The sequence below is a fragment of the Vibrio sp. MM46 genome, from assembly GCF_027587135.1.
Lineage (GTDB): Bacteria > Pseudomonadota > Gammaproteobacteria > Enterobacterales > Vibrionaceae > Vibrio > Vibrio harveyi.
Window position 1 is genome coordinate 115913 of record NZ_JAPPTO010000012.1, and the last position, 24368, is coordinate 140280.

Genomic DNA, 24368 nt, shown 5'->3' on the forward strand with positions numbered 1-24368 from the left:
AATCACTAGACGACTGGTCTAATCGCTTTTATAGTATTAGTCATGAATGCAAAAACGAACGATACACGCCAACACATTCTTGATGTCGGCTACCAGTTGGTAGTGACCAAAGGTTTTACCAGTGTTGGACTCTCAGAACTATTAAAGGTAGCGGATGTGCCGAAAGGCTCTTTCTACCACTACTTCAAGTCGAAAGAGCAATTTGGTGAGGCATTGATTGAAGATTACTTCTCTCGCTACCTTAAAATGATCACAGCCCACTTTACTGAAAGTGAAGGCTCTGGTTCCGAGCGCCTGTTGAGCTACTTCGAGCGCTGGATGGCGATTGAAAATGGTCAATGCAATGCCAACAAATGCTTGGTGGTGAAGTTGAGCGCGGAAGTTTCTGATCTTTCAGAAGCAATGCGTGTAAGACTGGCTTCGGGTGCCACTCAAGTGGTGAAAGCCATCGAAGATTGTGTCCAAGCGGGCATTGAAGACGGCTCTATCCAAGTTGAATCAGCAGAACAAACCGCCCACTTGATTTATCATCAATGGATTGGTGCAAGCTTACTCAACAAACTGTATCAGGATCGTTCCGGCTTAATACGCAGCTTTGAGAGCACTCAAAGTATGCTAAAAGGCAAATAACGAACCACACTTAATCCGCCTTATCTTTACCCAAAAAGTACGGCGGATTTTTTAGGAATAAAAACTAGACGACTGGTCTAATAATTAATATAGGAACTTACCATGACCCAAACGCTTAACCGTCAAATCGTATTGGCTAACCGTCCAAAAGGTTCGCCAGTCCCGGAGAACTTCCGTTTAGAACAAACTGCTATCCCTACTCCAAGTGAAGGTGAAGTGCTTCTGCGCAGCGTATACCTATCTCTCGACCCATATATGCGCGGTCGAATGAATGAAGGCAAATCCTACGCAGATCCTGTTGAACTAAACGACGTGATGGTTGGCGGGACCGTTTGTCAGGTCGTGGAATCGAAGAACTCTGACTTCCAAGCAGGCGAATGGGTGGTAGCTTACACAGGCTGGCAAGATTACGCGCTATCTAACGGCGAAGGTCTATTTAAATTAGGCAGTGAGCCGACGCATCCTTCTTATGCCCTTGGTGTACTTGGTATGCCTGGCTTTACCGCTTACGTGGGGTTATTGGAAATTGGTCAGCCTAAAGCTGGTGATACTCTAGTTGTCGCAGCCGCAACAGGTGCAGTTGGTTCTATGGTTGGTCAAATCGGTAAGCTAAAAGGTTGCCGCGTGATTGGTGTCGCGGGCGGCGCAGAGAAGTGTCAGTACGCAAAAGAGACCCTAGGCTTTGATGATTGTCTTGATCACACCGCAGATGACTTTGCAGATCAACTAGCAGCTACATGCGACAAAGGTATCGATGTCTACTTTGAAAACGTAGGCGGTAAAGTCTTTGATGCCGTGTTACCTCTGTTAAATGTCGGCGCTCGCGTGCCACTTTGTGGTTTGATTTCTCAATACAACGCGACAGCGTTACCAGAAGGTCCCGATCGTATGTCGATGTTGATGGGCAACATCCTGGTCAAACGCATCAAAATGCAAGGTTTCATCATTTTTGATCACTATGAGCAAAACTACACAAATTTCGTGAAAGATGTAAACCAATGGCTAGCGGAAGGCAAAATCCACTACCGTGAGCATTTAGTGGAAGGTCTAGAAAATGCGCCAGAAGCATTCATCGGTCTGCTGGAAGGCAAAAACTTCGGCAAACTTGTTATTAAAACTAATCAACCTGTATAAGAAAAGGATTCTTCTATGATTAAACTGCATCACTTAAACCAGTCTCGTTCAAAACGCATCATTTGGTTACTAGAAGAGCTGGACGTAGATTATGAAGTCATACCTTATCTTCGTGACAGCGTCACCTTTCTTGCTCCACCTGAGCTCAAGAGCATTCACCCACTCGGCAAGTCACCCGTATTGGAAGATGGCGACGAGATCGTTACAGAGTCTGGTGCCATCACTGAATACTTAATTGAGAAGTACGCGGACGGGCGTTTTGCACCAGAACGTGGCAGCAAAGCTTACACGCAATACATTCAATGGATGCATTTTGCAGAGAGCTCAGCCATGGTTCCCCTGCTGCTCAAGATGTTTGTTGCTAAAGATGGCGCACAGACCAATTTCCTTGCGGACTACGCCGATGCGGAAACCATGAAGGTCATGGGTTACGTTGATCAAAGCCTTAAAGGAAAAACCTACTTTGTAGAAGAGCGACTAACAGGCGCGGATTTCATGATGTCTTTTGTCGTCGATGTCCTAAACAAGTTTGGCGTCATTGAGCGCTTCCCAAACATCCAACGTTATGGTGCACAGCTTGCCACTCATCCAGCATTCCACAAAGCTGAAGAACTAGAGGTAAAGTATGGCTAACTTAATGACTGCCAATCTGCGCTGAGTAGCCTAAGTTTCTGTCTATTTCCGATTTAATTGAAATAGACAGAAATTATTCATATAAGCCATATTCAAGAACAACCTTTAATCCATACGACAAATAATGTTAATTGACACAAAGGCATTGTTTAACAAGCACTTAAAGCATAGGTGATACCTATCACACTGATTGCTAATAACAGTTTTTTTATTCTCAGTTGCAGCGCTATTCTCCTTGCATAACTTTCGAGCAGTTGCCGAAAAGTCGATAAATAATCACTATATTGCAAGGAAAATCAAATGAGCAAAAAACTGACTACAGCAGCAGGTTGCCCTGTCGCCCATAACCAAAACGTTATGACTGCTGGTCCTCGTGGCCCTCAACTATTACAAGACGTTTGGTTCCTTGAAAAATTAGCGCACTTTGACCGCGAAGTGATCCCAGAGCGTCGTATGCACGCAAAAGGCTCTGGTGCTTACGGTACGTTCACTGTAACGCACGACATTACAAAATACACTCGCGCGAAAATCTTCTCTGACATCGGTAAAAAAACAGAACTATTCGCTCGCTTCACGACCGTAGCTGGTGAGCGCGGTGCAGCAGATGCAGAGCGCGATATCCGTGGTTTCGCACTAAAATTCTACACTGAAGAAGGTAACTGGGACTTGGTTGGTAACAACACACCAGTATTCTTCCTACGTGACCCGCTAAAATTCCCAGACCTAAACCACGCAGTAAAACGCGACCCTCGCACTAACATGCGTAGCTCTACCAACAACTGGGATTTCTGGACATCACTACCAGAAGCATTCCACCAAGTGACTATCGTAATGAGCGACCGTGGTATCCCAGCTTCTTACCGTCATATGCATGGTTTTGGTAGCCACACATTCAGCTTTATCAACGCAGAAAACGAGCGTTACTGGGTGAAATTCCATTTCAAAACTCAGCAAGGCATCAAAAACCTAACTGACCAAGAAGCAGAATCAATCGTCGGTAAAGACCGCGAAAGCCATCACCGTGACCTTTACGAAGCGATTGAGCGTCAAGACTTCCCTAAATGGAAGATGTACGTACAGATCATGCCTGAGCTAGAAGCGGATGAAGTCAACTTCAACCCATTCGACCTAACAAAAGTGTGGTCTCAAAAAGACTACCCACTGATCCCAGTTGGTGAGTTTGAACTGAACCGTAACCCAGAAAACTTCTACGCAGAAGTTGAGCAGTCAGCGTTCAACCCAGCAGCAGTAGTCCCTGGTATCGGCTTCTCTCCAGATAAGATGTTACAAGGTCGTCTGTTCGCTTACGGCGATGCTCAGCGTTACCGCCTAGGTGTGAACCACCATCAAATCCCTGTGAACGCACCTCGTTGCCCTGTTCACAGCTACCACCGCGATGGCGCAATGCGCGTTGATGGCAACTTTGGTTCAACACTGGGTTACGAGCCAAACTACAAACAAGAATGGGCAGAGCAACCAGATTACTCTGAGCCACCTCTACGCATCAATGGCAACGCTGATCACTACGATCACCGTGTAGACGAAGACTACTTCAGCCAAGCGGGTGACCTATTCCGTCTAATGAGCGAAGAGCAACGTCAAACTCTGTTCGACAACACAGCTCGCGCAATGGACGGTGTGCCAGAGTTCATCCAACAGCGCCACGTTCAACACGCATACCAAGCGGACGAAGCGTACGGCAAAGGTCTTGAGATTGCGCTAGGCTTAAACAAGTAAGCGAACGCTGTAATCATCACACTGTGTGATTAAAAGACATAAAAAAGGAGGTGCCCAACAGCACCTCCTGATTTCAAATCACTAATCCTTAATCACTAGCCACAAACCATGCTCAAGGAGATTCATTATGATTAACTTAGATTTCTTTAAGCTCTTTGATACCAAAGAACTGTTTATCTATTACTGATTCATCAACTACTGATTTTTAGCGACCGCTTTGATCAGTACTGATGTATCCATGCGACCTAAACCATCGCGTTGAAGGTCTGCGTATTGCTCATCCACTTTCTTAGTCAGTGGAAGTTCTAGACCCACTCGCTCTGCTTCTTGCAGACAGAAACCCAAGTCTTTGCGCATCCAATCAATAGCGAAGCCAAAATCGAACTTATCTTCCGCCATGGTATTTGCGCGGTTTTCCATCTGCCATGAACCTGCAGCGCCATGCTTCAACGTATCTACAACTTGAGCGATGTCCAAGCCTGATTTTTGTGCCAGCAGCAAAGCTTCACTCAGACCTTGTAAAACGCCACCAATACAGATTTGGTTTACCATCTTACAGCGTTGACCCTGACCGTTTTCACCCAGTAGTGTCATCTGCTTCGCGTACACATCCATCGCTGAAGAAACACGATCAAAAATGCTTTGTTCACCACCACACATGATGGTTAGTACACCGTTTTCTGCACCCGCTTGACCGCCAGAAACAGGCGCATCAATGAAGTGATTGCCGTATTTAACACACGCTTCAGCCAGCTCAACCGCTAGGTCTGCAGAAGTCGTCGTGTGATCCACTAACACGGCATCCGCTTTCAAGCCAACCAGAATGCCTTCTTCACCGTAAACAACGCTACGAACGTCATCATCATTACCCACACAGGTAAAAACGATGTCACAGCCTTCTGCCGCTTCACGTGGTGTTTCACAAGCCACACCTTGGTATTCTTCAGCCCATTTGTCGGCTTTCGCTTTTGTGCGGTTGTATACTTTGGTTTCAAAGCCCGCTTTACTTAGGTAACCAGCCATTGGGTATCCCATCACACCCAGACCAATAAATGCTACTCTTAGTTTTTCCATTGCAAGCCTCCTTGAATTCGAAATAAGTGACGTTTTGAAACTATTACTATTTGAAACCGTTAATATTTGAAACATGTTACTAAAGATTTCAGAACATTACTTGCAATAATTTCGTCTTAAATAAGCGCAACAAACTCAATCAAAGGTGAAGCCACCAAAAGTGATAATAAAAGCGTCACAATAGACGGAATCGCATCTTTCCAAGTATCAAAACGAAAATGGAAAAACATCGCACCAACTGAGGTGAAAATAATAAAACTTGCACCTATCGCACTTAATAAGTTGTTCGCCGATAACAAGCCAATTAACATCAAAATTGCACCCGTAGCCTCAATCATTCCAACCAAAAACATAGCCGCACGATTCAACCCGTATTTATGGAAGAAAGCGAGCTGTGGCTCAAAAATCGGCTTCACCCAACCGATGATTTTGATCGAACTAGCAAACAAGAAAAACGCGATTAATACCCCTTGAATAAACACCATGATTTTAACTCCCGAACAAATGATGGAAGTATTAAAGCATTCCATTTAAAACTTAAGGAGAGTAGTATTTAGCTACTTATCATTCCAAACAGGAATGCGTCATGGATAAATTTGATTGTTTGAAAGTCTTTTCTCGTGTCGCTCAGTTAGGTTCATTTACTGCCGCGGCTAACGAACTCAATACCACTCAGAGTGCAGTGAGCAAGAAGATCGCTTGGCTTGAGAGTGAAGTCGGCATCACCTTGTTTCATCGTCATGCTCGCGCTATCAGCTTAACTTCTGGTGGAAAGCAATATTTCGAGCTGGCGCAGACACTCACAGAACAAATGGATTCCTTCGAGTCGCAGCTTAGACAAGAACAAGCGTCGGTCTCTGGCGAGCTCAAGCTTTCAGTACCGAGTGCGTTTAGCGTTCGCTTGTTATCTGCGCCACTGAATGAGTTTCTCAACCAACATCCGGAGCTTAGCGTCGATGTGTCAGTATCGGACAAGTTTGTCGATTTAGTTGAAGGCAATGTTGATATCGCGATTCGTGCCGCCTACCTAAAAGACTCGGGTTTAAAAGCACGCTGGTTGATGGATAACGAACTGGTTTACTTCGCGTCTCCCAGTTACCTCGACAAGCAAAAATCTATTCATACCGCTAACGATTTGAGCAAACATCTTTGTTTAACCTACTCACTCTCCAATCCATCTAACTTGTGGCGTTTCAGCGATGGAAATGAAACCATTAAAGTCAAAGTGAAAGAGCAGGTTCGAAGTGACAGTCCTGAGATGCTGGTGCAAATGGCAAAGCTTGGGCAAGGCATCGCTGCAATGCCAAAATGGATGGTAGAACAAGAGCTTAACAACGGTGAACTGATTCAAGTACTAACGCAATATCAATCAGTTAAGCTACCAATGTACTTGGTTTACAAAGATAGTGAGTACCAACCTCAGCGCATTCGCACTTTTATTGATTTCTTGGTTCAGCACTTTTCTCAGGGATAAAAAAGCTCCATCAAAAATGATGGAGCTAACGAGCAGATAGATAGCCTTAGTTAGGGGGCTACATACTTAAGGGATTCTTTTCGCCTGCAACAGTGCTGCAGCATTGAGCATCGCGTCTTTAGTACTGACATCCAGCACCTTCATTTTTCTGAATCGTTCTGGCTCTTTGATGGCTACATCGTGAGCGAAGATTACAAACCTCGCCTTGGCGATATCTTTGTCAGTGATTCGGTTAATGATGCCGTTCGCACCTTGCGTTTCGACCTTGATCTTAATGCCTAACGCACAGGCGGCTTTCTCTAGTGACTTCGCAGCTAAGAAGGTATGCGCCACACCTGATGGACAAGACGTCACAGCAAGAATGTCTGCTTCGCCCTCGCCTTGCACAGATGTATAAGCTTGAGATTGACCGACTGAGCTATCGTCTTCTGTGACTGTCTTCTTAAGCGCAATAACAATCAATGCTGTGGTAAACGAACCTGCAATTGTGCCAACTATGTAGCCAATCTTGCCGTCCACAACTGGCAGCACAATCCAGCCGCCCCACGGAGCATGGTTAATGACATGGAACATAAACCCAATCACGTTACCGACGATACCACCAGCAACAATCGCAGGCAGTACGCGAGCTGGGTCACCCGCCGCAAACGGAATTGCTCCTTCGCTGATGCCAATCATACCCATGATGCCCGCGGCTTTACCCGCTTCACGTTCATCACGTTTAAACTTACTTGGCGATAGAAAAGTTGCTAACGCCATACCTAAAGGCGGGGTACAAATCGCGATACCGACACCACCCATCAACCACGGCTGAGTATTCACCTGTGTCTGAGCAAACAAAGTCGCCACTTTGTTGATAGGACCGCCCATATCAAACGCGGTCATTGCACCCAGTACGGTGCCCAACATCACTTTGCCTGAGCCAGCCATACCCGTGAGCACATCGTTCATAGTCGTCATTGCGCTGGCGATAGGTGAACCAATCACCCACATCACTGCGCCACAGGTGACAAACGTACCAACCAGTGGGTAGATAAAAATCGAGCCGAGGGAGCTCATGCTGTCCGGCAATTGAATTTTCTTCAGTAGCCAAACCACAAAGCCGGCGAAAAATCCGACGACAATCGCGCCCAAGAAGCCAGTGTTGTAATGACTAACCGCAATCCAAGAGCCAATCATTCCCGGAGCAAGACCGGGCTTATCAACGATCGAATAGGCAATGTAACCACCTAATACCGCGGTAAATAGTGTCAGACCTGCAATGCCCATTTTGGCGATATCAGCCAGAATGCCTTCTTTCGGAACCCCACCATGACCTGAGATCATCACAGAGAGAGATAGCAATACACCACCCGCGACAATAAACGGGATCATATGTGAAGTGCCGAACAGCAAGTGCTCTTTCATTCTGCTCAGCTTTTGTGCCCAAGGGCTAAGGGGTTCGGATGCGAATTCCAGAGGATCTAAACCTGAGTCGTTTGCGTTCGACTGAATGTCAGTGAGTAGTTCGTGTGCTTCATCCACTGATTTCGCCGCTTTTAACTTATTGACGAAACCATCTTCAATGATTTTGGTGGAGATTTGTGCCAAGACTTCGATGTGGTGATGATCATCCCCATCCGGAGAGGCCAGCATGAAAAATACGTCAGACAGTTCGCCGTCATCAGCACCGTAATCAATCCCTTTGCGGCTGATGCCTACTGCAACTGCGGGTTTTGCGACCGCATTGCTTTTGGCGTGAGGAATGGCAATACCCTCGTCAAAGCCGGTATTGCCAATCTCTTCTCGTTTCCAAATGTCCGCCAAGAACTGACTTTTGCTAGTGAGCTTGCCCGCCGCGTCCAACAATTCGACGAGCTCTTTGAGCGCTTCATCTTTGGTTTGAGCCTGCAAATCCAAGCAAATGGTTTCCGGTTCAATAAGGTTTAATATGTCCATTGTTTGTACCTTGCAATGTTCACGCTCGAGAGTCATGAGTTATTTGTTCCATCTATGACTGTGTACAGAGTAACCAACACTCGTCCTTTCCAATACAGGACAAAAAGTGCATTAACTGGATTAATGTAACATGAGATTTAAACTGTGATAGAGCTCTTGCGATTATCTGCTTTAAATCCATCCTTCCGACGGTCACTATGCTAAAATCCACAAAAAAATAAAGTGGATAGAACATGAAGATCGTAGCGGTGACAGCGTGCCCTACAGGCATCGCTCATACTTATATGGCGGCAGATGCACTAATGAAAGCTGCGCCTAAGCATAACGTACAAATTAAGGTTGAGACGCAAGGCGCGATGGGTATTGAGAATCAGCTCACTCCCCACGATATTGCACAAGCGGATCGTGTCTTAATTGTGTCCGATATTGAGATTGAACAACCAGCTCGCTTTGAAGGCACCAACAAAGTCCAAATCCCGATTGAAGACGTGTTACTCAATGTCGATAAAGTATTCCTTGTACACTGTCGATGATACGCTGTGCTGATGAACGAATACCAAATCACCTTTTTTGTCGACGATATTAATGCCAGTGCTCATGTCGCACAGCCCCTCAATCGCGTCGCCAAAAAGTTCAAAAGCACGTTACACATCATCAACATAACCCAAAATCGCGTCGCTGAACTCACTAAGTCAATCGCGGTTTTACAAGTTGGCTTGCAGCAAGGCGACTTGTGTCAAATCACGGCTATTGGTATTGACGCCGAGCTTGCCTGTTTCGTTATCAAAGATATGATTGCTGAGAACTTCACCGTTGTGGGTTCTCACATCAACTACGAATTCTCAAGCCAACTTGCTGAGCGTCTTCCGCAAATCTGCCCACCTTGTGAAATTAAATGGCATTACGCCAAAGCGCACACCGAGCTCACCAAGTTTGAGTGCTTGAAAGGGCTAGCGCAGCTTATTCATCCTATTCACCCAGACGAACTCATTCTCGCCTTTATCAAACGCGAAGAACGATCTTCAACCGCAGTAACACCGGGCATTGCCCTGCCCCACGTCATGTTCGAAGGTGTGGACCACATTTCTATCGCAGTGATCGCCAATGAGATACCGATGGATTGGGCATCTAAAATGGGTGAAGTGCATCTTGCCATAGCATTAGTAATGCCAGCAAAGCCCACACGCGAGCACATCATCGCAGCAACCAACCTAACTCGTAACCTGCTGACCGACCAAATGGCTGAGCGTTTGCTGCTAACAAAAAGCAGCGTCGACTTACAGGCGCTTCTGATGTACGCCATGTCGAGGCTGCTCGCTTAATCTTTACAATGTTATCCTTAAATTGAACCGCGATATTCCGTTGGCGTTCTGCCCGTTCGGTTCTTAAAGACGCGGCAGAAGTAGTTCACATCTTTGAATCCACAGCGCACCGATACCTCATTCAACTTAAAGTTGTATTTCTTGAGCATAAACTTCGCGCGATCTACTCGAACCCACGTAATGTAATCGGCTAACGTCATATGACCTTGCTGACGGAACAAACGCGACAAATGGTTAGAAGAGATGCTGAACCTCGACGCAATACTGTCACGCGTGATTGGACGGTGGAAGTTCTCTTGGATGTAGATACAAATACCCTGATACAGATCTTGCACTCGGCTGTGCGCCTGCGTCTCAACAGGTGCATCTAACATCGACTTAGCGTATTGCAACAAGGCTTGCAGCAACAACTCATCCATTGGCTTCTTATTACATTCACGAGCCAGTGAACTGAGCGCTTCCAAAATGTTATCAATCGCAAATCCAGAACGAGTTTGAATACTGTGCTTTTGGATATCGTAAAAGCTCGCTTCCCCTTTACGTTTGGATACGAGACTCAAACCCAATTGACGGCGACCAAAGAGAATACTTAATACCGAGCAATCTGTATCCCAGTCAGGTTTATTCCAACAGTTAGGCGGAATAAATATCGCATCACCGGTTTTCGCCACGATATGTGTCACTTTGCGATCATGACTTTCCATTTCATTAATATATTCACCAGACAAAACCAATTCTAATCGAGGGAAGTTAACCTGATAGCTAAATTCAGGTGGTGTATGAAAATCACCAGCAAACCATATATTGTGGAATGGTTCTCGCTCGTTTAATACTGATGAAATTAAATCATGAAAAATCATTTTACGTACTCTTAAACACGCATCCATGATGCTATACCTATAGATATACACCCTACTGGATTTTTGTGCTATTGAGCAAAATCACACTTCCATTTTAAGGTTACAAAAATCCAGTCAACGCATTAATTATCCAGTCTAGTAAATCATCAACAAAGCTTTCAAACCCTTATATATGGGAGCAATAACACATTTCACTTATGGTTCATCGACTTCCACATAATGTCACAGATATGCAGTAAGTTTATCCAGTAGACGATCTACATCACACTCTAGTCGGGCGGTTACAATCGTCCAGTAAATGCATTTTTTCTTCACTACTGTCTCCGCTTGGTTAATTTCAAAATACCCCTGAAATAAAAATTATATTTATAGGGGTTCGACAATGATCACCAAACTAATAAATGAAGACTTGATTAAGCTTGATCTTCAAGCGACTTCAAAAGAAGACGTATTTAAAGAACTGGTTGCAGTTCTACACGCCCAAGGTCGTATTTCAGACCAAGAGCAATTTCTTGCAGATATAAAAGCACGTGAAGAATTAGGTAACACCGGATTTGAGGATGGCGTTGCGATCCCACACGCGAAAAGTGCAGCAGTTCTTGAACCAGCGGTTGTGATCGGCGTAAGCAAATCAGGTATCGAATACGGCGCAGAAGACGGTTTGCCTTCAAAACTGTTCTTCATGATCGCTTCTCCAGACGGTGGCGATAACCACCATATCGAAGTTCTTGCAGAGCTGTCTTCAAAACTGATTGAAGATGGTTTTATTGATGCGTTCTTAGGTGCAGCAAACAGCCAAGACGCACTGGAACTTCTGCTTGCTAAAGAAGAGCCTCAAGCAGTGACAGACGCACCAGCAAACCAAGGCTTCATCATTGGTGTTACTGGTTGTCCTGCGGGCGTTGCGCACACTTACCTAGCGGCAGAAGCGCTAGAGAAAGGTGCAGCGGCGATGGGTTACGAAATCAAGGTTGAAACGAACGGTTCAATCGGTGTGAAAAACAGCCCAACCACAGAAGAAATCGAACGTGCAGACGCAATCATCGTGGCATGTGACAAACAAGTCGACATGAACCGCTTTGCGGGCAAACGCGTGGTTAAAACCAACGTAAAAGCCCCTATCCGCGATGCTCAAGGTCTGATTAACGAAGCGTTAAGCGCTCCAGAATACCAAGCAGAAGCAAGCAGCAATGCGCAAACTTCTGTTGCAAACAAAGCCTCTCAGGCTCGCTCGGACCTTTACCGCTACTTGATGAACGGCGTATCACACATGATCCCATTCGTTGTCACAGGTGGTCTGTTGATTGCACTTGCTCTTGCAGTCGGTGGTCAGCCAAGTGAAGCGGGCATGGCAATTCCTGAAGGCAGCATGTGGAACCAAATCCTAAACGTAGGTGTGGTTGCCTTTACGCTGATGATCCCAATCCTAGCCGGTTACATTGCTTACGCGATTGCTGACCGTCCTGCTCTAGCTCCTGGCTTGATCGGTGGTTGGATTGCAAACAACGGTTCTTTCTACGGCGCAGACGCTGGTACAGGCTTTATCGGTGCCATCATCGCAGGTCTGCTTGTGGGTTACTTCGTGAAGTGGATTACGTCGATTAACTACCACAAATTCATTCAACCTTTAGTGCCAATCATGATTGCGCCAATCACAGGTTCGCTATTCATCGCTGGTCTTTTCATCTTCGTTATCGGCGCGCCAATCGCAAGCCTAATGGACGGTCTGACTGCGCTACTAACAAGCATGAGTACAGGTAACGTCGTTCTACTAGGTATCGTACTTGGTGGTATGGCTGGCTTCGATATGGGTGGTCCATTCAACAAGGTCGCGTTCCTATTCTCTGTAGGCATGATTGCGAGTGGTCAAACTCAATTTATGGGTGCGATGGCGTGTGCAATCCCTGTGGCACCTCTAGGTATGGCACTAGCAACAGCGCTTGGTCGCAAGTTCGACCTGTTCGAAGAATCAGAAACCGAAGCGGGCAAAGCAGCAGGCGCTATGGGTCTGGTTGGTATCTCTGAAGGTGCGATTCCATTCGCAGCGCAAGATCCAATGTCAGTGATTCCAGCAAACGTACTTGGCTCAATGGTAGCAGCAGTAATGGCGTTCTCATTCGGCATTACTAACAGTGTTGCTCACGGCGGTCCAGTTGTCGCTCTACTTGGCGCGATGAACCACCCAGTACTTGCTCTGATTTGTATGGCAGCTGGCGCAGTGGTTACCGCAGTAACGTGTGTAACTCTGAAGAAAGTTCGCAAAGCAAAAATGATGCAAGCAGCCGCTTAATCACCCCTACCCCCAAATGGCTCCTATGGCTTGGGCAATGTCGTCCAAGCCATGATTTTCTCTCATGGTGACACTCTATGTCTGATTTAACGATGTCCGATACACAAACGATTCAAACTCAAGCTAAGCATCCGATGTTTTTCCTGATGAACAACGTGATTCAAAACTACGCTTGGGGCAGTACTACTTCTGTTAACCAACTGTTTGGCATTGAAAACCCAACGGGCGAACCACAAGCAGAAGTATGGATGGGCGCGCATCCAAACGGTTGCTCATTGGTGATGGTAAACGGTGAGGAGACCAAACTCTCTTCACTGATTGCTCAAGACATGAATGCCTTTCTGAGTGAAGAAGTCGCAAACCGTTTTGGTGAACTTCCATACCTGTTTAAAGTGCTTGCCGCTGAGAAAGCACTGTCGATTCAGGTCCACCCAAACAAACAACAAGCAGAGCTAGGCTTTGCACTGGAAGAAAAACAAGGCATTCCCCTAACCGCTGCAAACCGTAACTACAAAGATCCAAACCACAAACCTGAGTTGGTTTACGCGCTAACCGAATACCAAGCGATGAATGGCTTCCGCCCAACAAGTGAAATCATCAGCTTCTTCTCTGAGTTGGCGATTCCTGAGCTGCAAGGCTTGGTGGGTGACCTTATCGCAAACCAAACGCCAACTGGCTTGGCGACTTTCTTCTCGGGTCTACTATCACTAGAAGGCGAACAGAAAGAGATGGCGCTGACGGTGCTATTGGCTCAAGCTCGCATCACCGACTTACCTCTGTTCAACCTTATTCTTGAGCTAGAGAAGCAATACCCTGGCGATATTGGTTTGTTTGCACCACTGATGCTTAATGTCATTACCCTACAACCGGGTGATGCCATGTTCTTGGATGCAGAAACGCCACACGCTTACTTGAAAGGTACGGGTCTTGAGATCATGGCGAACTCAGACAACGTACTGCGCGCGGGTCTGACACCAAAATACATGGACGTGAAAGAGCTCGTTGCATGCACACGCTTCAACGAGAAGCCATTCAACAGCCTATTGCTCGCACCGAATGAAATCGACGACATGTTGGAATACCCAATTCCTGTGGACGATTTCAAATTCGCTATCGTTAAGCAAGCTAACCAGCGTACTCTAGATGTTCAAACCGCTGAGATCCTTATGCCTCTGGATACCAAACTTGTGCTAACTCACGCAAACGGCGAAACATGCGTGGTTGAAAAAGGACAATCAGTTTTCATTCCAGCTTACGCAAAACAGGTTACTTTGGATTGTGAAGGTCGTGTCGCACGCGCTTACAGCTAATCGTTATTATTAATAGTACGCCACTAAAACCAACGCCTCGCCACTCGCGGGGCGTTTTGCTTTTAACCCTAGTCTTTTTAACCCTAGTAAAGCAATGGTTAATTGAGCACTATAGTCTTGATCCAAAACAGAAAAATTTCCCTACAAAACCAAGAAACTGTGTAAGACTTATTGAGTAGCCCTGTTGATAAAGGTGGCAAGATGACTCATAGAAACGCTCGCTCTCTTCATGCCATTATCGGCGCACTCGTCGGTGATGCAGCATCTCTCGGATTTCATTGGCTTTACGATCAAGAACTCATCAGGCAGTTTGGTTCTCCGCATCCGGAATTTCATCAACCTAACCGAACTGAATACCATGACAAAGGTTATTTTGCCCACGGTAGCAAGCAAGTCGGTGATCTCACCCACTACGGCGCACAGCTTGTTGCCATGTTAGATGCTCTGGTTCAAACCGGACACTACGACGAGGCGCGTTACATTCGCTCCTTTCGAGAATGGTTTGATTTTGGCGGTAAATGGCAGGGCTATACAGACAAACCGACAAAGCAAACACTGCTCAACATTCATGAGTTAGAAGCCAAAGAGCTACGCGTAACGCAATGTGGGGCTGACGACACGCAAAATCCAGCACTATCTAAGCTTCCTCCGTTGGTGGCTTTTCATTCTGATGATGACAAACTCGCTAAACTGGTCGACTCCGCCGTGCGGATTACCAATAACAACGACACCGCAGTTATGTACGCCCAAGCTATCGCAGTGATGATTCAGATGGCGTTGCAAGGCGCTGCGCCCAAAGCGTGTGTAATGGCAGCTCAGACGGTTTCTCCAAAGATTGCTAACGATATTCAACGTGCAGAAGCGATGAGCGGCAGAAGCGCCACCAGCGTTGCGGAGTCGGTTGGGATGCATTGCGGTTTAGACGCTTCGTTTGTGGTGATTTGTCATTTGTTGATGAACTCAGAAAGCTACGAAACTACCATGCGTGAGAACATTTACTGTGGCGGCGATTCAAGTGGGCGAGCTATTCCGCTCGGCGCCATTCTTGGGGCAAGTTACTACGACACACCAATGTCGATTCCAAATCACTGGATGGATAAAACTGCACTACCTCGCCGTTTACTGCAGTGTTTATAACCCTTTTCAACCAACGAAAAGAACAGAACCCATACTCTGGTCTTTTCGTTGGTGATGATTTGAATCTCGCCTGACAGAAATAATCCTCGAAATCTTTACGCTATCCACCTACATTGAAGATAAAGCAAATCAAAGAGATAGCCTATGGACCTTAACTTGTTAAAAACGTTTGATGCGGTCATGAAGTCAAAAAGCGTCAACGATGCCGCTACCGCGTTAAATATCACTGCGCCCGCCGTGAGTCACGCACTCAACAAGTTAAGAGATCAATACCAAGATCCCCTCTTTGTTCGTCAAGGCAGAGGTATTGTGCCGACGAATTTTGCGATTGAGCTACACGCAGAAATCAAAGAGCCTTTGAGCCTGCTGATCAACGGTTCGAAATCTCGTCAAGAATTCACGCCAGAAACCAGCCAACGCACGTTTCGAATCTCTAGCCATAAAGATATCGATTTAATGCTTGTACCAGCCTTGGCGAAATACAAATCTCAGCATGCGCCATTGGTGTCTATTGAAGCGGATGTGGAACACTTAAACGAACAAGACCGTCAAGACGATTTAAGACGCCGACGCGTAGACGTGATTCTTGCTACCGTGCCTTTGACGGATCATGGTTATCACAATGAATTGCTGTTTGAACAGGAACTTATGGTGACGGTAAGCCAAGATCATCCTCGTATTCAAAACACACTCACATACGACGACTTCATGCGTGAATCTCATGTGACTTGGCGAACTCAGCGACTCAATACCAATGCTTTAGACTCTTTGATCATCGAAGATACGCTTCCCCCGAGACAAGTGGCTTACTCCACCGGCTCGACCATGACAGCGCTGCAGCTAGTGTCTCAAACCGACTGGATATGCGTTACCTCGCGTTGGTTCTCTGACAACTTGGCGAACAGCCTCGGATTAAACGCTTTCCCTCTGCCTTTTGAAGCCAATAAGGTGCCTATTTACATGACTTGGCACCAATCACAAAAGAGCGACAAAGGGCATGAATGGCTGAGGAATGCAATTAAACAGGCGGTCGCTCAATCCATTGACTAACAGACAAATAATCACAGAACATCCATAGAAAAAGGGCGAAGCCTGCTGCTTCGCCCTTGTTGCTATTAGCCTTCGAATAACCAGTTTTGCCAACTCTGCATTCTCAGGATCACTTTACGTACGATACTGAACATTTCCCATTTCGGTGAGTACACCGCAACATGTGCATCTGTGCCGGATGGCAATGGCATGTCTTTTACCAAGTCTGGATTATCCAGTTCCACTTTCACTAAGATTCGACCACCAGCAGGAATTTGTTCTGGGTACTTCATATTGCCTGATGGTGATACCGCGCCTTGAGCAAAAATGTCATTCACTTGTGTCACATGCGCCTTGTAAGCATGACCGGGAATGGTATTGAAGGTCACTTCCGCCGGATAACCGACTTTCACGTATCGTGCTGGCGCTTGTTTAAATGCAGCAAACAGTTGTTTGTCTTCTTTGTGGACGAAGGTCAGGTTTCCTTGAAACGGCACAATGCGACTCTTCATCCCCGGACGCAGCGCCACTTGCGTGACATAGCCATCCGTTGGTGCGGTGACGGTGGTTTTGCCTAGTTTAAACTCAGCAACAGCTAACTCTGATTGATATTTGCTCTTATTTGCCTTTTGTTCCAGCAATTGGTTCTCAATATCGTCCACTTTCTCTTGAGAAGAATACCCCTTACGCCCTAACTTTTGGTATCTCTCCAGCTCCGCCTGATAGAAATCAATCGCTGATTCGGTACGACTGATATCACCTTGAATACGGCTCACTTTATCTTTGAACGGTGTATCGTCAATTTGATAGAGAGGGTCACCCGCTTTCACTTGTTGGTTTCCTTGCACATACACTTGAGTAACTATACCTTCTACCTGAGAAGTGATTGGTGTCGTCACACTGTACAAACGCGCCATGCGAGAAACGGGTTGATACATTGCCATATAGAGAAAAATCCATCCCACGATGAACATGCCAATAACGGATGCCGTGGTGAGTGTCCACTTGGTTTTAGGTACACGAAATACTCGAAATACGATAACGCACAGCGCTACGTAACTTAGGATGATAAGAGTTTCCATTATTCGCCCCCTCTCGCTTGCTCAAGTTGATTGATACGAACCAATAGTTGCTCATAATCTTGTTGAGATACCGAAGGCTTAGCACCTAACCAGTTTTGCTTCTCTCCGTCGTACATGGCTGCCCATACCCAAAGAAACGGCCAAATCACATGAAGAAAGAACAAGCTCACCCAACCGGCAATATGAATCGCATCGGCATGGGGATGGTTGCGCTTTTTTGCAATTTCGTAGGGGATATCATGTAAAGCTATCAATCCAAAAATCAGAATTAACAGCACCACAAATAAGATCGCCAGAGAGGCGTAGTCCAACATTAAATTCATTGTGGAAGCTCCTAGTTTAAGACGCTTTAGACGTTTAAGACGATCTAAACAATGCTAAAACGTAACTGAGTGATGACTTTCCTTAAGCTTGTCGCTCCGTCGCAATGAAGAAATTGTAGGATGAGGCTTACATCAGGACTATTGATTCCTATTTAAATGACAGTTTAGTGATATTTAATTGTCTATAAAATCATCAAGTTAGACCTCTATACCCATTCAAATCCTGAATGATTTCAGAATAAGCAGAACAGGATCGAATCTAGCTTTCTACAGGCAGAAAAAAAGCGATACCAACATTGATATCGCTTTGGATAAGGTTGCAAGACCAGTAAATAATCCGAAAAAATCGATTGGACCCCTCCATCTCTCTAAACGGGTATTAATAACCCGGCACAAGCAACAAACCTAAATCACTTTTTCATCTGGTTATTGACCCAAACAAGTGTCACCCATACGTGCAGGCGCAATCTGGTCCAGGACTTTGTTTAACGCTTTCCAATCACTCGCCATCTTATTTGCTTGTTCCTGTGTTAGTACTGCTCCATTTGCTGCAATACGGTCATGCTCTACTTTGGTATAGTGGAAGATTGTCATATCTACTGCTTTGTCATCTTTGTAGGCATTCTTCATATTGACGACGTTCTTCTCACTGTCATCAACAAACACAACGTCACTAAAGCTTTGATCTGTCTTATCTAAAATGTACTCAAGCATGGTGCCTTTGTTCATACCTGTGGTCATCATAATGCCATTGATGTAGCTCAGCGGGCGCTTGGGATTATCGATATAGATAGGCAGTGCATCTGAACCTTTCTCTTTAAGCGCAGTGCGTGTCATATCAAATTGATTACGCATCATTTCACGCTCTGTGGCGTAACGATAATTTGGAGAACGAGACGTTAGAGCCATCACCGTTAGACCGTCATCTTGCCAGCCACGCAACATCGCAGGCACGCCATTTTCGATGGTTTTCATCGGTACTAGCTCGTACAGCATGCCGATAGAGTCTTGAAAAAGACAATCGACTTTATCGCCATCTTTCGGCTTCACATCCAATTTACCGCGTTGCCATTGGTACCAAATATCGCCCCCAATATCGGAAGTCGAAGTCAGCAAAGTATTGTCGATATCAACCACGATCAGTGGATTTTTCCCTGCTTCTTTCAGCTGATTTACTTTAGCCGCAACATCGTTAAAGTTGTTGGTATCTTTGACCTCCACATCTGCCATTGCGTTAGTTGCGAATGCCAGTGCGCAAAATAGAGCCACTTTTTTTAGCGTCATAGTATTTCCTTAAGTTGATTCTTTCTGAATAACTCGAGCTTTTCAATATTAATTACGTTATAACATAACAAAAATATCGTAACTTTTTGTTACATTCCAACTATATAATTGATATCCATCACATAAATGAGAGCACAGTTTCGTTTTAACGCTCTTCTCGTCGGAGTTCTGTGTACGCAAACCATTATTCAACATCATTTGTAATCGTCGTAAAGTAAGAGACAAAAAAGAGCAGAGACGAATCTCTGCTCTTTTGCCTACGCTTAATGCATAGTGTGATAGTAAACGCTTCTTCCCGACAAATTAGCGCTGTATTCACTTCTGTATGCGTTATTTCTTCGCGTGGAACATCGCTTGCCCACTCTTATCTTTGTTCGACCAAAAATTGATGTTGAACTGAGCATCATCGCTCATCTCAATTCGGTGCCAATATTGCGGAGGACTGGTAGCAAACTGGCCTGCATTAATCACCACCACCAATTCTGCTTCTGTGGCATTTTCATCAGCAAAGCCGTAGTAAGTCACTTGCCCTTCCATGACACACAGCTGCCCAAACACACCCTCAGCGGTATTATGATGAGTCAGTAGCGCTGGTGGCACATTGTCTTTAGTGAAGAAAGGCGTTGAACGTTGAACAGTCCAGTCTTTAGGAATTCGTAAGTGCGACATAATGATACCCTCTCTAATTACAATTCTTTTCGTTTAAATCGGTTAAGCCTGACCGGCTTGAGACAACTCTCGAAGTAATGGAAATGCTTGGCTGACTTGTTCGCCCGTCACGACGAAGCCCATGAGTCGGCTATTTTCATCTTCAGCCTTTGCGGCAATACCAGTTTGAGAAATCTGCACGCTCCAGTTCTTCACCGAACTAAAATCGCCCGCTAATTGAATTGGGTAGCTCGGCGTTTTCACCTTTACCATCATAGGTGGTAGTTTCAACTCTGCTTCTTGCCCCAGTAGCTGTTTGCCTAACACATTGGCACTTAGCACGATCGGTTGGAGATACGGCATTATTCGACCTTGGATCTCGGCGCAATCGCCTAATGCAAATACATTGGCTGCTGATGTCTGTAATCGAGCATCCACCTTGATGCCTTTATTGACGCACACCCCACAAGCCTTCGCTAACCAAGTGTTAGCACGTAAACCCGCCGCTGAAATCACTACATCGGCTTCGATTGCATTACCTTTGCTCACGCTTGCTACCAGCGAATCATCTGAGTGATTGATCGCGACAACCCCAGTCTCCAAAGCAAGTTGAATACCTTGCTGCTTAAGTTGGTTTTCGAGCGGTAATGCGACGAATTCAGGAATCAGGTTAGCGAGCAAACGGGGATTTGGCTCAACCACCGTAACCGCTTTACCACTGGTCGCGAGATCCATGGCAATCTCGACGCCGATCAACCCACCACCAATCACTAAAACACGTTTCGCACGGCTAATTTTCTCTTCTGCCAATTGGTATTCTTGGAGTGAATTTAACGTGATCACCTCAGATGCCGCATTGCCTGACATCGGTGGCACAAAGGCTCTCGCACCTGTCGCAAATACCAATTTGGAGTAAGGATAGACTTGACCATTGACTACCACTTGCTGAGCTTGCACATCGACATGCTCAATCATGGTATGGGCAAATAACTCAATGTTGTGTTCCTGTGCAAACGCTTCTCCACTCTTAACCACTAGGTCCTGGGCGGTTTGCTTATTGCTAAATACATGACTCAAATCAGGCTTGTTGTATTCCGCGCCATCATCAGCAGTAAACACTTGCAGCGGAATATGTGCGTCCATTCGACGCACTGTTTTCACCAATTGGTAAGCCGCAAAGCCGCTACCAATAATCACAATAGGAGCTTGCATATTCGCCCCCTTACCCGTTGTATTCGACAAAAACGTCTTTACCCAAGTGGCATTCTGGGCACAAGAAGTAATCTGGCACTTCAGTCCAAACCGTACCTGGTTCAACACCTTGATTAGGCTCACCTTTAGCTGGGTCGTAAACCCAATTGCAAACCGTACAAACCAAGCATTGACAATCTGCAGGATGCGCCTCGGTACTAGGGTTACTAGGAGCAGCATCTACCACAGCTTGTGTTGCTACTTGTGCTGCGGGTTGTGATTGAACTTGTGGTGCAGACGCAGCAATCGCCGGAGAAATAACAGGACTTGTCAGGTCATGCTTTGCCCACAATTTCGCGATGTTTTGACCATGTTCGCGACATTCACGCATCGCTTTACCATCTGGTCGCCATTTGGTTTTCAAGCTCACCGCCGTTTCAAAGCCTGCGTCAGTCAATCGAGCATGGATACGATCCACCGCACCACCGTTCCAACCGTAGCTACCGAACGCAGCGGCTTTCTTCGCTTTAAAGCGCAGACCGGTAATTTCTTCTAGCATGCCTGCGATCTTCGGCATCATGACGTTATTCATGGTAGAAGAACCAACCAAAATGCCTTTTGAGCGGAATACATTGGCGAGAATTTCATTCTTATCGTGCTTAGAGACATTAAAGACTTTAACCGCCACACCAGGATCGACATCGTGAATGCCCTGCGCAATGGCATCTGCCATCATTCGGGTGTTATTTGACATAGAATCGTAGAAAATCGTAATGCGATCTTCTTGATAATTGTCTGCCCACGCCAAGTATTGCTCGATGATTTGAACCGGATTATCGCGCCATACAATACCGTGTGACGTTGCGATCATGTCGACAGGCAAGTTGAAGCTCAGTACTTCTTTGATTTTAGCGGTTACCAAGCTGCTAAATGGCGTTAGGATGTTTGAGTAGTAACGCAAACACTGCTCCATCAATTCATTTTGGTCCACTTCATCATTGAACAGACGTTCATCGCAGTAATGCTGACCAAATGCGTCGTTACTGAATAGCACCGCATCGCCCGTTAGGTATGTCATCATGCTGTCCGGCCAATGCAGCATTGGCGCTTCCACAAACACCAGTTGCTTGCCATTACCGATATCGATACTGTCGCCCGTTTTTACGGTTTTGAAGTTCCACTCGGGATGGTGGTGATGACCAACGATGGAGTCAATCGCCGCTTCTGTACAGTAAATTGGCGTGTTCGGAATCTTCTCCATCAATGCAGACAATGCGCCCGAGTGATCTTCTTCTGCATGGTTTACCACGATAAAGTCGATAGACTTAAGGTCGATTTCCATCTCTAAATTTTGGATGAATTGTTGACTGAATCGATGATCGACCGTATCAATCAGTACGGTTTTCTCTTCACGAATTAGATAACTGTTGTAGCTGGTACCTTTTGTCATTTTGTATTCTGTACCATGGAAGTCCTGAACTTCCCAATCGCGCTGACCTACCCAATGAATGTTGTTTTTTACGTGAATTGTCATAATTACTACCTTGAATGACGAAATAAATAAGAAGAACTGACTTTTATACTGCATCGGGCATGCCAACTTTTTAATTTCTTTATTTTCAACAAGTTAAAACAAAATCAACAATAATAACTGTCATTAAGACACAGTTGAAAATTGTCATTAAGACACTACAATAGTCATATTGACACAATTGGTATTGGTTATGACTTCTTTAATCGCGCAGTGGCTACACATCACACAAGACCTTAACTCAGCACTCACTCAGCAAGCTCGTTTTGATACGTTGTTAACCACGATTCGAGAGGTATTAAAGTGTGACTCTTCTGCCCTTCTTTTGTATGAAGATCAGCACTTTAAGCCGTTAGCGATCAATGGTTTGGCAGAAGAAGTGCTGGGACGCCGTTTCTCCATTGAGCAGCACCCAAGGTTAGAAGCCATTGCCCGAGCTGGCGACATCGTGCGCTTTCCCTCTGACAGCGACTTACCTGATCCTTACGACGGCTTGATTCCAAACCACGATGACAAACTACATGTCCATTCCTGCATTGGTTTACCTTTGCTGATCGACGATCAGCTCATTGGTGCTATTACGATTGACGCCTTCGACCCCAACCAATTTGATGGGTTGCGTAACCAAGAATTACGTTTTGTTAGTGCATTAGCCGCAGGTGGCTTACATACAGCTCTACTGTTAGAGCAACTAGAAACTCAAGCGAGCCTGCCACGTGATTCTTACGCCGAGAAACGCACCTTGAGCAACGAAATCATTGGCAACTCTCAGGGGATGAAGAATCTTCAAGAACAAATAGATGCAGTCGCCGATACCGAGTTGTCTGTACTGATCATGGGTGAGACTGGCGTGGGTAAAGAGTTGGTCGCCAGTGCTATTCACCATCGCTCCAATCGTTCCAGCAATACCTTGGTTTACCTCAACTGTGCGGCACTGCCGGAGTCCGTAGCAGAGAGCGAACTGTTTGGGCACATCAAAGGCGCATTTACGGGCGCAATCAGTAATCGTAAGGGTAAATTCGAACAAGCAGATGGCGGCACACTGTTTTTGGATGAAGTCGGTGAACTGTCATTAGAGCTACAAGCCAAGTTACTTCGAGCCCTACAATACGGCGACATCCAACGAGTGGGTGACGACCGTCATATCCGAGTCAATACACGCATTGTCGCCGCCACCAACCGTATTTTGCATGAAGAAGTCACCGCTGGGCGTTTTCGAGCCGACTTATATCACCGCCTAAGCGTCTTCCCACTTCATGTGCCACCTCTTCGCGAACGCGAGGATGATGTTGTGTTGCTGGCGGGCTTCTTTGCTGAACACTTGAGAAGTAAGCTCGGATTGAACAGCATTCGCTTGTCCCCTACGCTCGTTCACGCACTTAAGGATTATTCGTGGCCAGGCAACGTTCGAGAACTCGAACATGTCATCAAACGGGCTGGAGTTTTGGCCAAAGCACGCACCCATTCCATGGATATTGAGTTAGTCGAACAAGATTTTGATATTCGAACGCCGAATCAGAAGATCAAGAACGTTGAAGAAACGAAACAAAACTCTCGCTTAGAGCTGCCAGAAGGCGGATTAAAACCAGCTACAGACGCATTCCAAAAAGCGATGATTGTTCGAGCACTGGAAGGGAACCAAGGTAACTGGGCAGCAACGGCACGTCAACTTGAGCTGGATAACGGCAATTTGCACCGTTTAGCAAAACGCTTAGGAATAAAATAAGGATTGAGTGAAAAG

Annotated in this window: 22 protein-coding genes; 12 read left to right on the forward strand and 10 right to left on the reverse strand. The window is 45.8% G+C overall.

Annotated features, from left to right (window positions below; translation table 11 throughout):
* The first annotated feature begins 42 nt into the window (after positions 1–42).
* From OH459_RS15120 to OH459_RS15135, 4 genes are all read left to right on the forward strand, one after another.
* The gene (locus OH459_RS15120; RefSeq protein WP_009697152.1) at positions 43–630 is read left to right on the forward strand and encodes a TetR/AcrR family transcriptional regulator; all 588 of its coding nucleotides are present in this window, start codon (positions 43–45) and stop codon (positions 628–630) included.
* A 102-nt stretch (positions 631–732) separates the two neighbouring features.
* On the forward strand, positions 733–1764 hold the full coding sequence (locus OH459_RS15125) for an NADP-dependent oxidoreductase (protein ID WP_199479970.1): 1032 nt from the start codon (positions 733–735) through the stop codon (positions 1762–1764).
* A 15-nt stretch (positions 1765–1779) separates the two neighbouring features.
* A complete protein-coding gene (locus tag OH459_RS15130) occupies positions 1780–2397 on the forward strand; it encodes a glutathione S-transferase family protein (protein ID WP_269987523.1) in 618 nt (205 codons plus the stop codon).
* Positions 2398–2697: 300 nt separating this feature from the next.
* Entirely contained in the window at positions 2698–4134 is a 1437-nt protein-coding gene (locus OH459_RS15135; RefSeq protein WP_005451376.1) for a catalase, read from the forward strand.
* Between the two features lie 195 nt (positions 4135–4329).
* Here the strand turns inward: OH459_RS15135 and OH459_RS15140 are convergent, their stop codons facing one another.
* Together OH459_RS15140 and OH459_RS15145 are read right to left on the reverse strand one after the other, a co-directional pair.
* Positions 4330–5208: an NAD(P)-dependent oxidoreductase gene (locus tag OH459_RS15140; RefSeq protein ID WP_269987526.1), complete on the reverse strand. Its 879-nt coding sequence runs from the start codon at positions 5206–5208 to the stop codon at positions 4330–4332.
* 116 nt (positions 5209–5324) lie between these two features.
* Positions 5325–5693, reverse strand: a complete 369-nt coding sequence (locus OH459_RS15145) for a DoxX family protein (protein WP_050936114.1) — start codon at positions 5691–5693, stop codon at positions 5325–5327.
* Between the two features lie 101 nt (positions 5694–5794).
* Between OH459_RS15145 and OH459_RS15150 the strand changes: the two genes are divergently transcribed.
* Positions 5795–6682, forward strand: coding sequence for a LysR family transcriptional regulator (locus tag OH459_RS15150; RefSeq protein ID WP_050936113.1), 888 nt, complete (start codon positions 5795–5797; stop codon positions 6680–6682).
* A 66-nt stretch (positions 6683–6748) separates the two neighbouring features.
* Here the strand turns inward: OH459_RS15150 and OH459_RS15155 are convergent, their stop codons facing one another.
* Positions 6749–8620, reverse strand: coding sequence for a fructose-specific PTS transporter subunit EIIC (locus tag OH459_RS15155; RefSeq protein ID WP_269987529.1), 1872 nt, complete (start codon positions 8618–8620; stop codon positions 6749–6751).
* 233 nt (positions 8621–8853) lie between these two features.
* Between OH459_RS15155 and OH459_RS15160 the strand changes: the two genes are divergently transcribed.
* Entirely contained in the window at positions 8854–9153 is a 300-nt protein-coding gene (locus OH459_RS15160; protein WP_005441202.1) for a PTS fructose transporter subunit IIB, read from the forward strand.
* 12 nt (positions 9154–9165) lie between these two features.
* Positions 9166–9942, forward strand: a complete 777-nt coding sequence (locus tag OH459_RS15165; RefSeq protein ID WP_017188665.1) for a PTS sugar transporter subunit IIA — start codon at positions 9166–9168, stop codon at positions 9940–9942.
* Between the two features lie 17 nt (positions 9943–9959).
* On the opposite strand, the gene OH459_RS15170 is transcribed toward OH459_RS15165, so the two are convergent.
* Positions 9960–10802 (reverse strand): helix-turn-helix transcriptional regulator, encoded by an 843-nt coding sequence (locus OH459_RS15170; protein WP_085319247.1) that lies wholly within the window; start codon positions 10800–10802, stop codon positions 9960–9962.
* A gap of 382 nt (positions 10803–11184) precedes the next feature.
* Between OH459_RS15170 and OH459_RS15175 the strand changes: the two genes are divergently transcribed.
* The 4 genes from OH459_RS15175 (at position 11185) to OH459_RS15190 (ending at position 16589) form a co-directional block, all read left to right on the forward strand.
* Positions 11185–13092 (forward strand): PTS fructose transporter subunit IIABC, encoded by a 1908-nt coding sequence (locus tag OH459_RS15175; protein WP_269987551.1) that lies wholly within the window; start codon positions 11185–11187, stop codon positions 13090–13092.
* A gap of 77 nt (positions 13093–13169) precedes the next feature.
* Positions 13170–14402, forward strand: coding sequence for a mannose-6-phosphate isomerase, class I (manA, locus tag OH459_RS15180; protein WP_269987553.1), 1233 nt, complete (start codon positions 13170–13172; stop codon positions 14400–14402).
* 201 nt (positions 14403–14603) lie between these two features.
* Positions 14604–15539 carry an ADP-ribosylglycohydrolase family protein gene (locus OH459_RS15185; RefSeq protein ID WP_269987555.1) on the forward strand — a complete coding sequence of 312 codons (936 nt, stop codon included), beginning with the start codon at positions 14604–14606 and terminating at the stop codon, positions 15537–15539.
* Positions 15540–15683: 144 nt separating this feature from the next.
* Complete coding sequence (locus tag OH459_RS15190; RefSeq protein ID WP_269987557.1) at positions 15684–16589, forward strand: LysR family transcriptional regulator; 906 nt, start codon at positions 15684–15686, stop codon at positions 16587–16589.
* A gap of 65 nt (positions 16590–16654) precedes the next feature.
* Here OH459_RS15190 and OH459_RS15195 read toward each other — a convergent pair whose 3' ends face one another.
* The 6 genes from OH459_RS15195 to norV all read right to left on the reverse strand — a co-directional run bounded on the left by OH459_RS15195 (position 16655) and on the right by norV (position 22630).
* The gene (locus OH459_RS15195) at positions 16655–17650 is read right to left on the reverse strand and encodes an HlyD family secretion protein (RefSeq protein ID WP_047515197.1); all 996 of its coding nucleotides are present in this window, start codon (positions 17648–17650) and stop codon (positions 16655–16657) included.
* Positions 17650–17973 (reverse strand): DUF3302 domain-containing protein, encoded by a 324-nt coding sequence (locus OH459_RS15200; RefSeq protein WP_269987559.1) that lies wholly within the window; start codon positions 17971–17973, stop codon positions 17650–17652. Before OH459_RS15200 ends, OH459_RS15195 begins: the two co-directional genes overlap by 1 nt.
* Positions 17974–18399: 426 nt before the next feature.
* Positions 18400–19257, reverse strand: a complete 858-nt coding sequence (locus OH459_RS15205; RefSeq protein WP_009697166.1) for a DUF2608 domain-containing protein — start codon at positions 19255–19257, stop codon at positions 18400–18402.
* Between the two features lie 330 nt (positions 19258–19587).
* Complete coding sequence (locus OH459_RS15210; protein ID WP_009697167.1) at positions 19588–19926, reverse strand: DUF1971 domain-containing protein; 339 nt, start codon at positions 19924–19926, stop codon at positions 19588–19590.
* A gap of 42 nt (positions 19927–19968) precedes the next feature.
* The gene (norW, locus tag OH459_RS15215) at positions 19969–21117 is read right to left on the reverse strand and encodes an NADH:flavorubredoxin reductase NorW (RefSeq protein WP_269987561.1); all 1149 of its coding nucleotides are present in this window, start codon (positions 21115–21117) and stop codon (positions 19969–19971) included.
* Between the two features lie 10 nt (positions 21118–21127).
* Positions 21128–22630 carry an anaerobic nitric oxide reductase flavorubredoxin gene (norV, locus tag OH459_RS15220; protein ID WP_269987562.1) on the reverse strand — a complete coding sequence of 501 codons (1503 nt, stop codon included), beginning with the start codon at positions 22628–22630 and terminating at the stop codon, positions 21128–21130.
* Between the two features lie 190 nt (positions 22631–22820).
* On the opposite strand from norV, the gene norR reads away from it, so the two are divergent.
* Positions 22821–24353, forward strand: a complete 1533-nt coding sequence (norR, locus tag OH459_RS15225; protein ID WP_269987563.1) for a nitric oxide reductase transcriptional regulator NorR — start codon at positions 22821–22823, stop codon at positions 24351–24353.
* The last annotated feature ends 15 nt before the right edge of the window (positions 24354–24368 follow it).

Bases quoted from the DNA above. Each gene is read 5' to 3' on its own strand.
- OH459_RS15120 (WP_009697152.1), top strand. From the start codon at position 43: ATGAATGCAAAAACGAACGATACACGCCAACACATTCTTGATGTCGGC.
- OH459_RS15125 (WP_199479970.1), top strand. From the start codon at position 733: ATGACCCAAACGCTTAACCGTCAAATCGTATTGGCTAACCGTCCAAAA.
- OH459_RS15130 (WP_269987523.1), top strand. From the start codon at position 1,780: ATGATTAAACTGCATCACTTAAACCAGTCTCGTTCAAAACGCATCATT.
- OH459_RS15135 (WP_005451376.1), top strand. From the start codon at position 2,698: ATGAGCAAAAAACTGACTACAGCAGCAGGTTGCCCTGTCGCCCATAAC.
- OH459_RS15140 (WP_269987526.1), bottom strand. From the start codon at position 5,208: ATGGAAAAACTAAGAGTAGCATTTATTGGTCTGGGTGTGATGGGATAC.
- OH459_RS15145 (WP_050936114.1), bottom strand. From the start codon at position 5,693: ATGGTGTTTATTCAAGGGGTATTAATCGCGTTTTTCTTGTTTGCTAGT.
- OH459_RS15150 (WP_050936113.1), top strand. From the start codon at position 5,795: ATGGATAAATTTGATTGTTTGAAAGTCTTTTCTCGTGTCGCTCAGTTA.
- OH459_RS15155 (WP_269987529.1), bottom strand. From the start codon at position 8,620: ATGGACATATTAAACCTTATTGAACCGGAAACCATTTGCTTGGATTTG.
- OH459_RS15160 (WP_005441202.1), top strand. From the start codon at position 8,854: ATGAAGATCGTAGCGGTGACAGCGTGCCCTACAGGCATCGCTCATACT.
- OH459_RS15165 (WP_017188665.1), top strand. From the start codon at position 9,166: ATGAACGAATACCAAATCACCTTTTTTGTCGACGATATTAATGCCAGT.
- OH459_RS15170 (WP_085319247.1), bottom strand. From the start codon at position 10,802: ATGATTTTTCATGATTTAATTTCATCAGTATTAAACGAGCGAGAACCA.
- OH459_RS15175 (WP_269987551.1), top strand. From the start codon at position 11,185: ATGATCACCAAACTAATAAATGAAGACTTGATTAAGCTTGATCTTCAA.
- manA (WP_269987553.1), top strand. From the start codon at position 13,170: ATGTCTGATTTAACGATGTCCGATACACAAACGATTCAAACTCAAGCT.
- OH459_RS15185 (WP_269987555.1), top strand. From the start codon at position 14,604: ATGACTCATAGAAACGCTCGCTCTCTTCATGCCATTATCGGCGCACTC.
- OH459_RS15190 (WP_269987557.1), top strand. From the start codon at position 15,684: ATGGACCTTAACTTGTTAAAAACGTTTGATGCGGTCATGAAGTCAAAA.
- OH459_RS15195 (WP_047515197.1), bottom strand. From the start codon at position 17,650: ATGGAAACTCTTATCATCCTAAGTTACGTAGCGCTGTGCGTTATCGTA.
- OH459_RS15200 (WP_269987559.1), bottom strand. From the start codon at position 17,973: ATGAATTTAATGTTGGACTACGCCTCTCTGGCGATCTTATTTGTGGTG.
- OH459_RS15205 (WP_009697166.1), bottom strand. From the start codon at position 19,257: ATGACGCTAAAAAAAGTGGCTCTATTTTGCGCACTGGCATTCGCAACT.
- OH459_RS15210 (WP_009697167.1), bottom strand. From the start codon at position 19,926: ATGTCGCACTTACGAATTCCTAAAGACTGGACTGTTCAACGTTCAACG.
- norW (WP_269987561.1), bottom strand. From the start codon at position 21,117: ATGCAAGCTCCTATTGTGATTATTGGTAGCGGCTTTGCGGCTTACCAA.
- norV (WP_269987562.1), bottom strand. From the start codon at position 22,630: ATGACAATTCACGTAAAAAACAACATTCATTGGGTAGGTCAGCGCGAT.
- norR (WP_269987563.1), top strand. From the start codon at position 22,821: ATGACTTCTTTAATCGCGCAGTGGCTACACATCACACAAGACCTTAAC.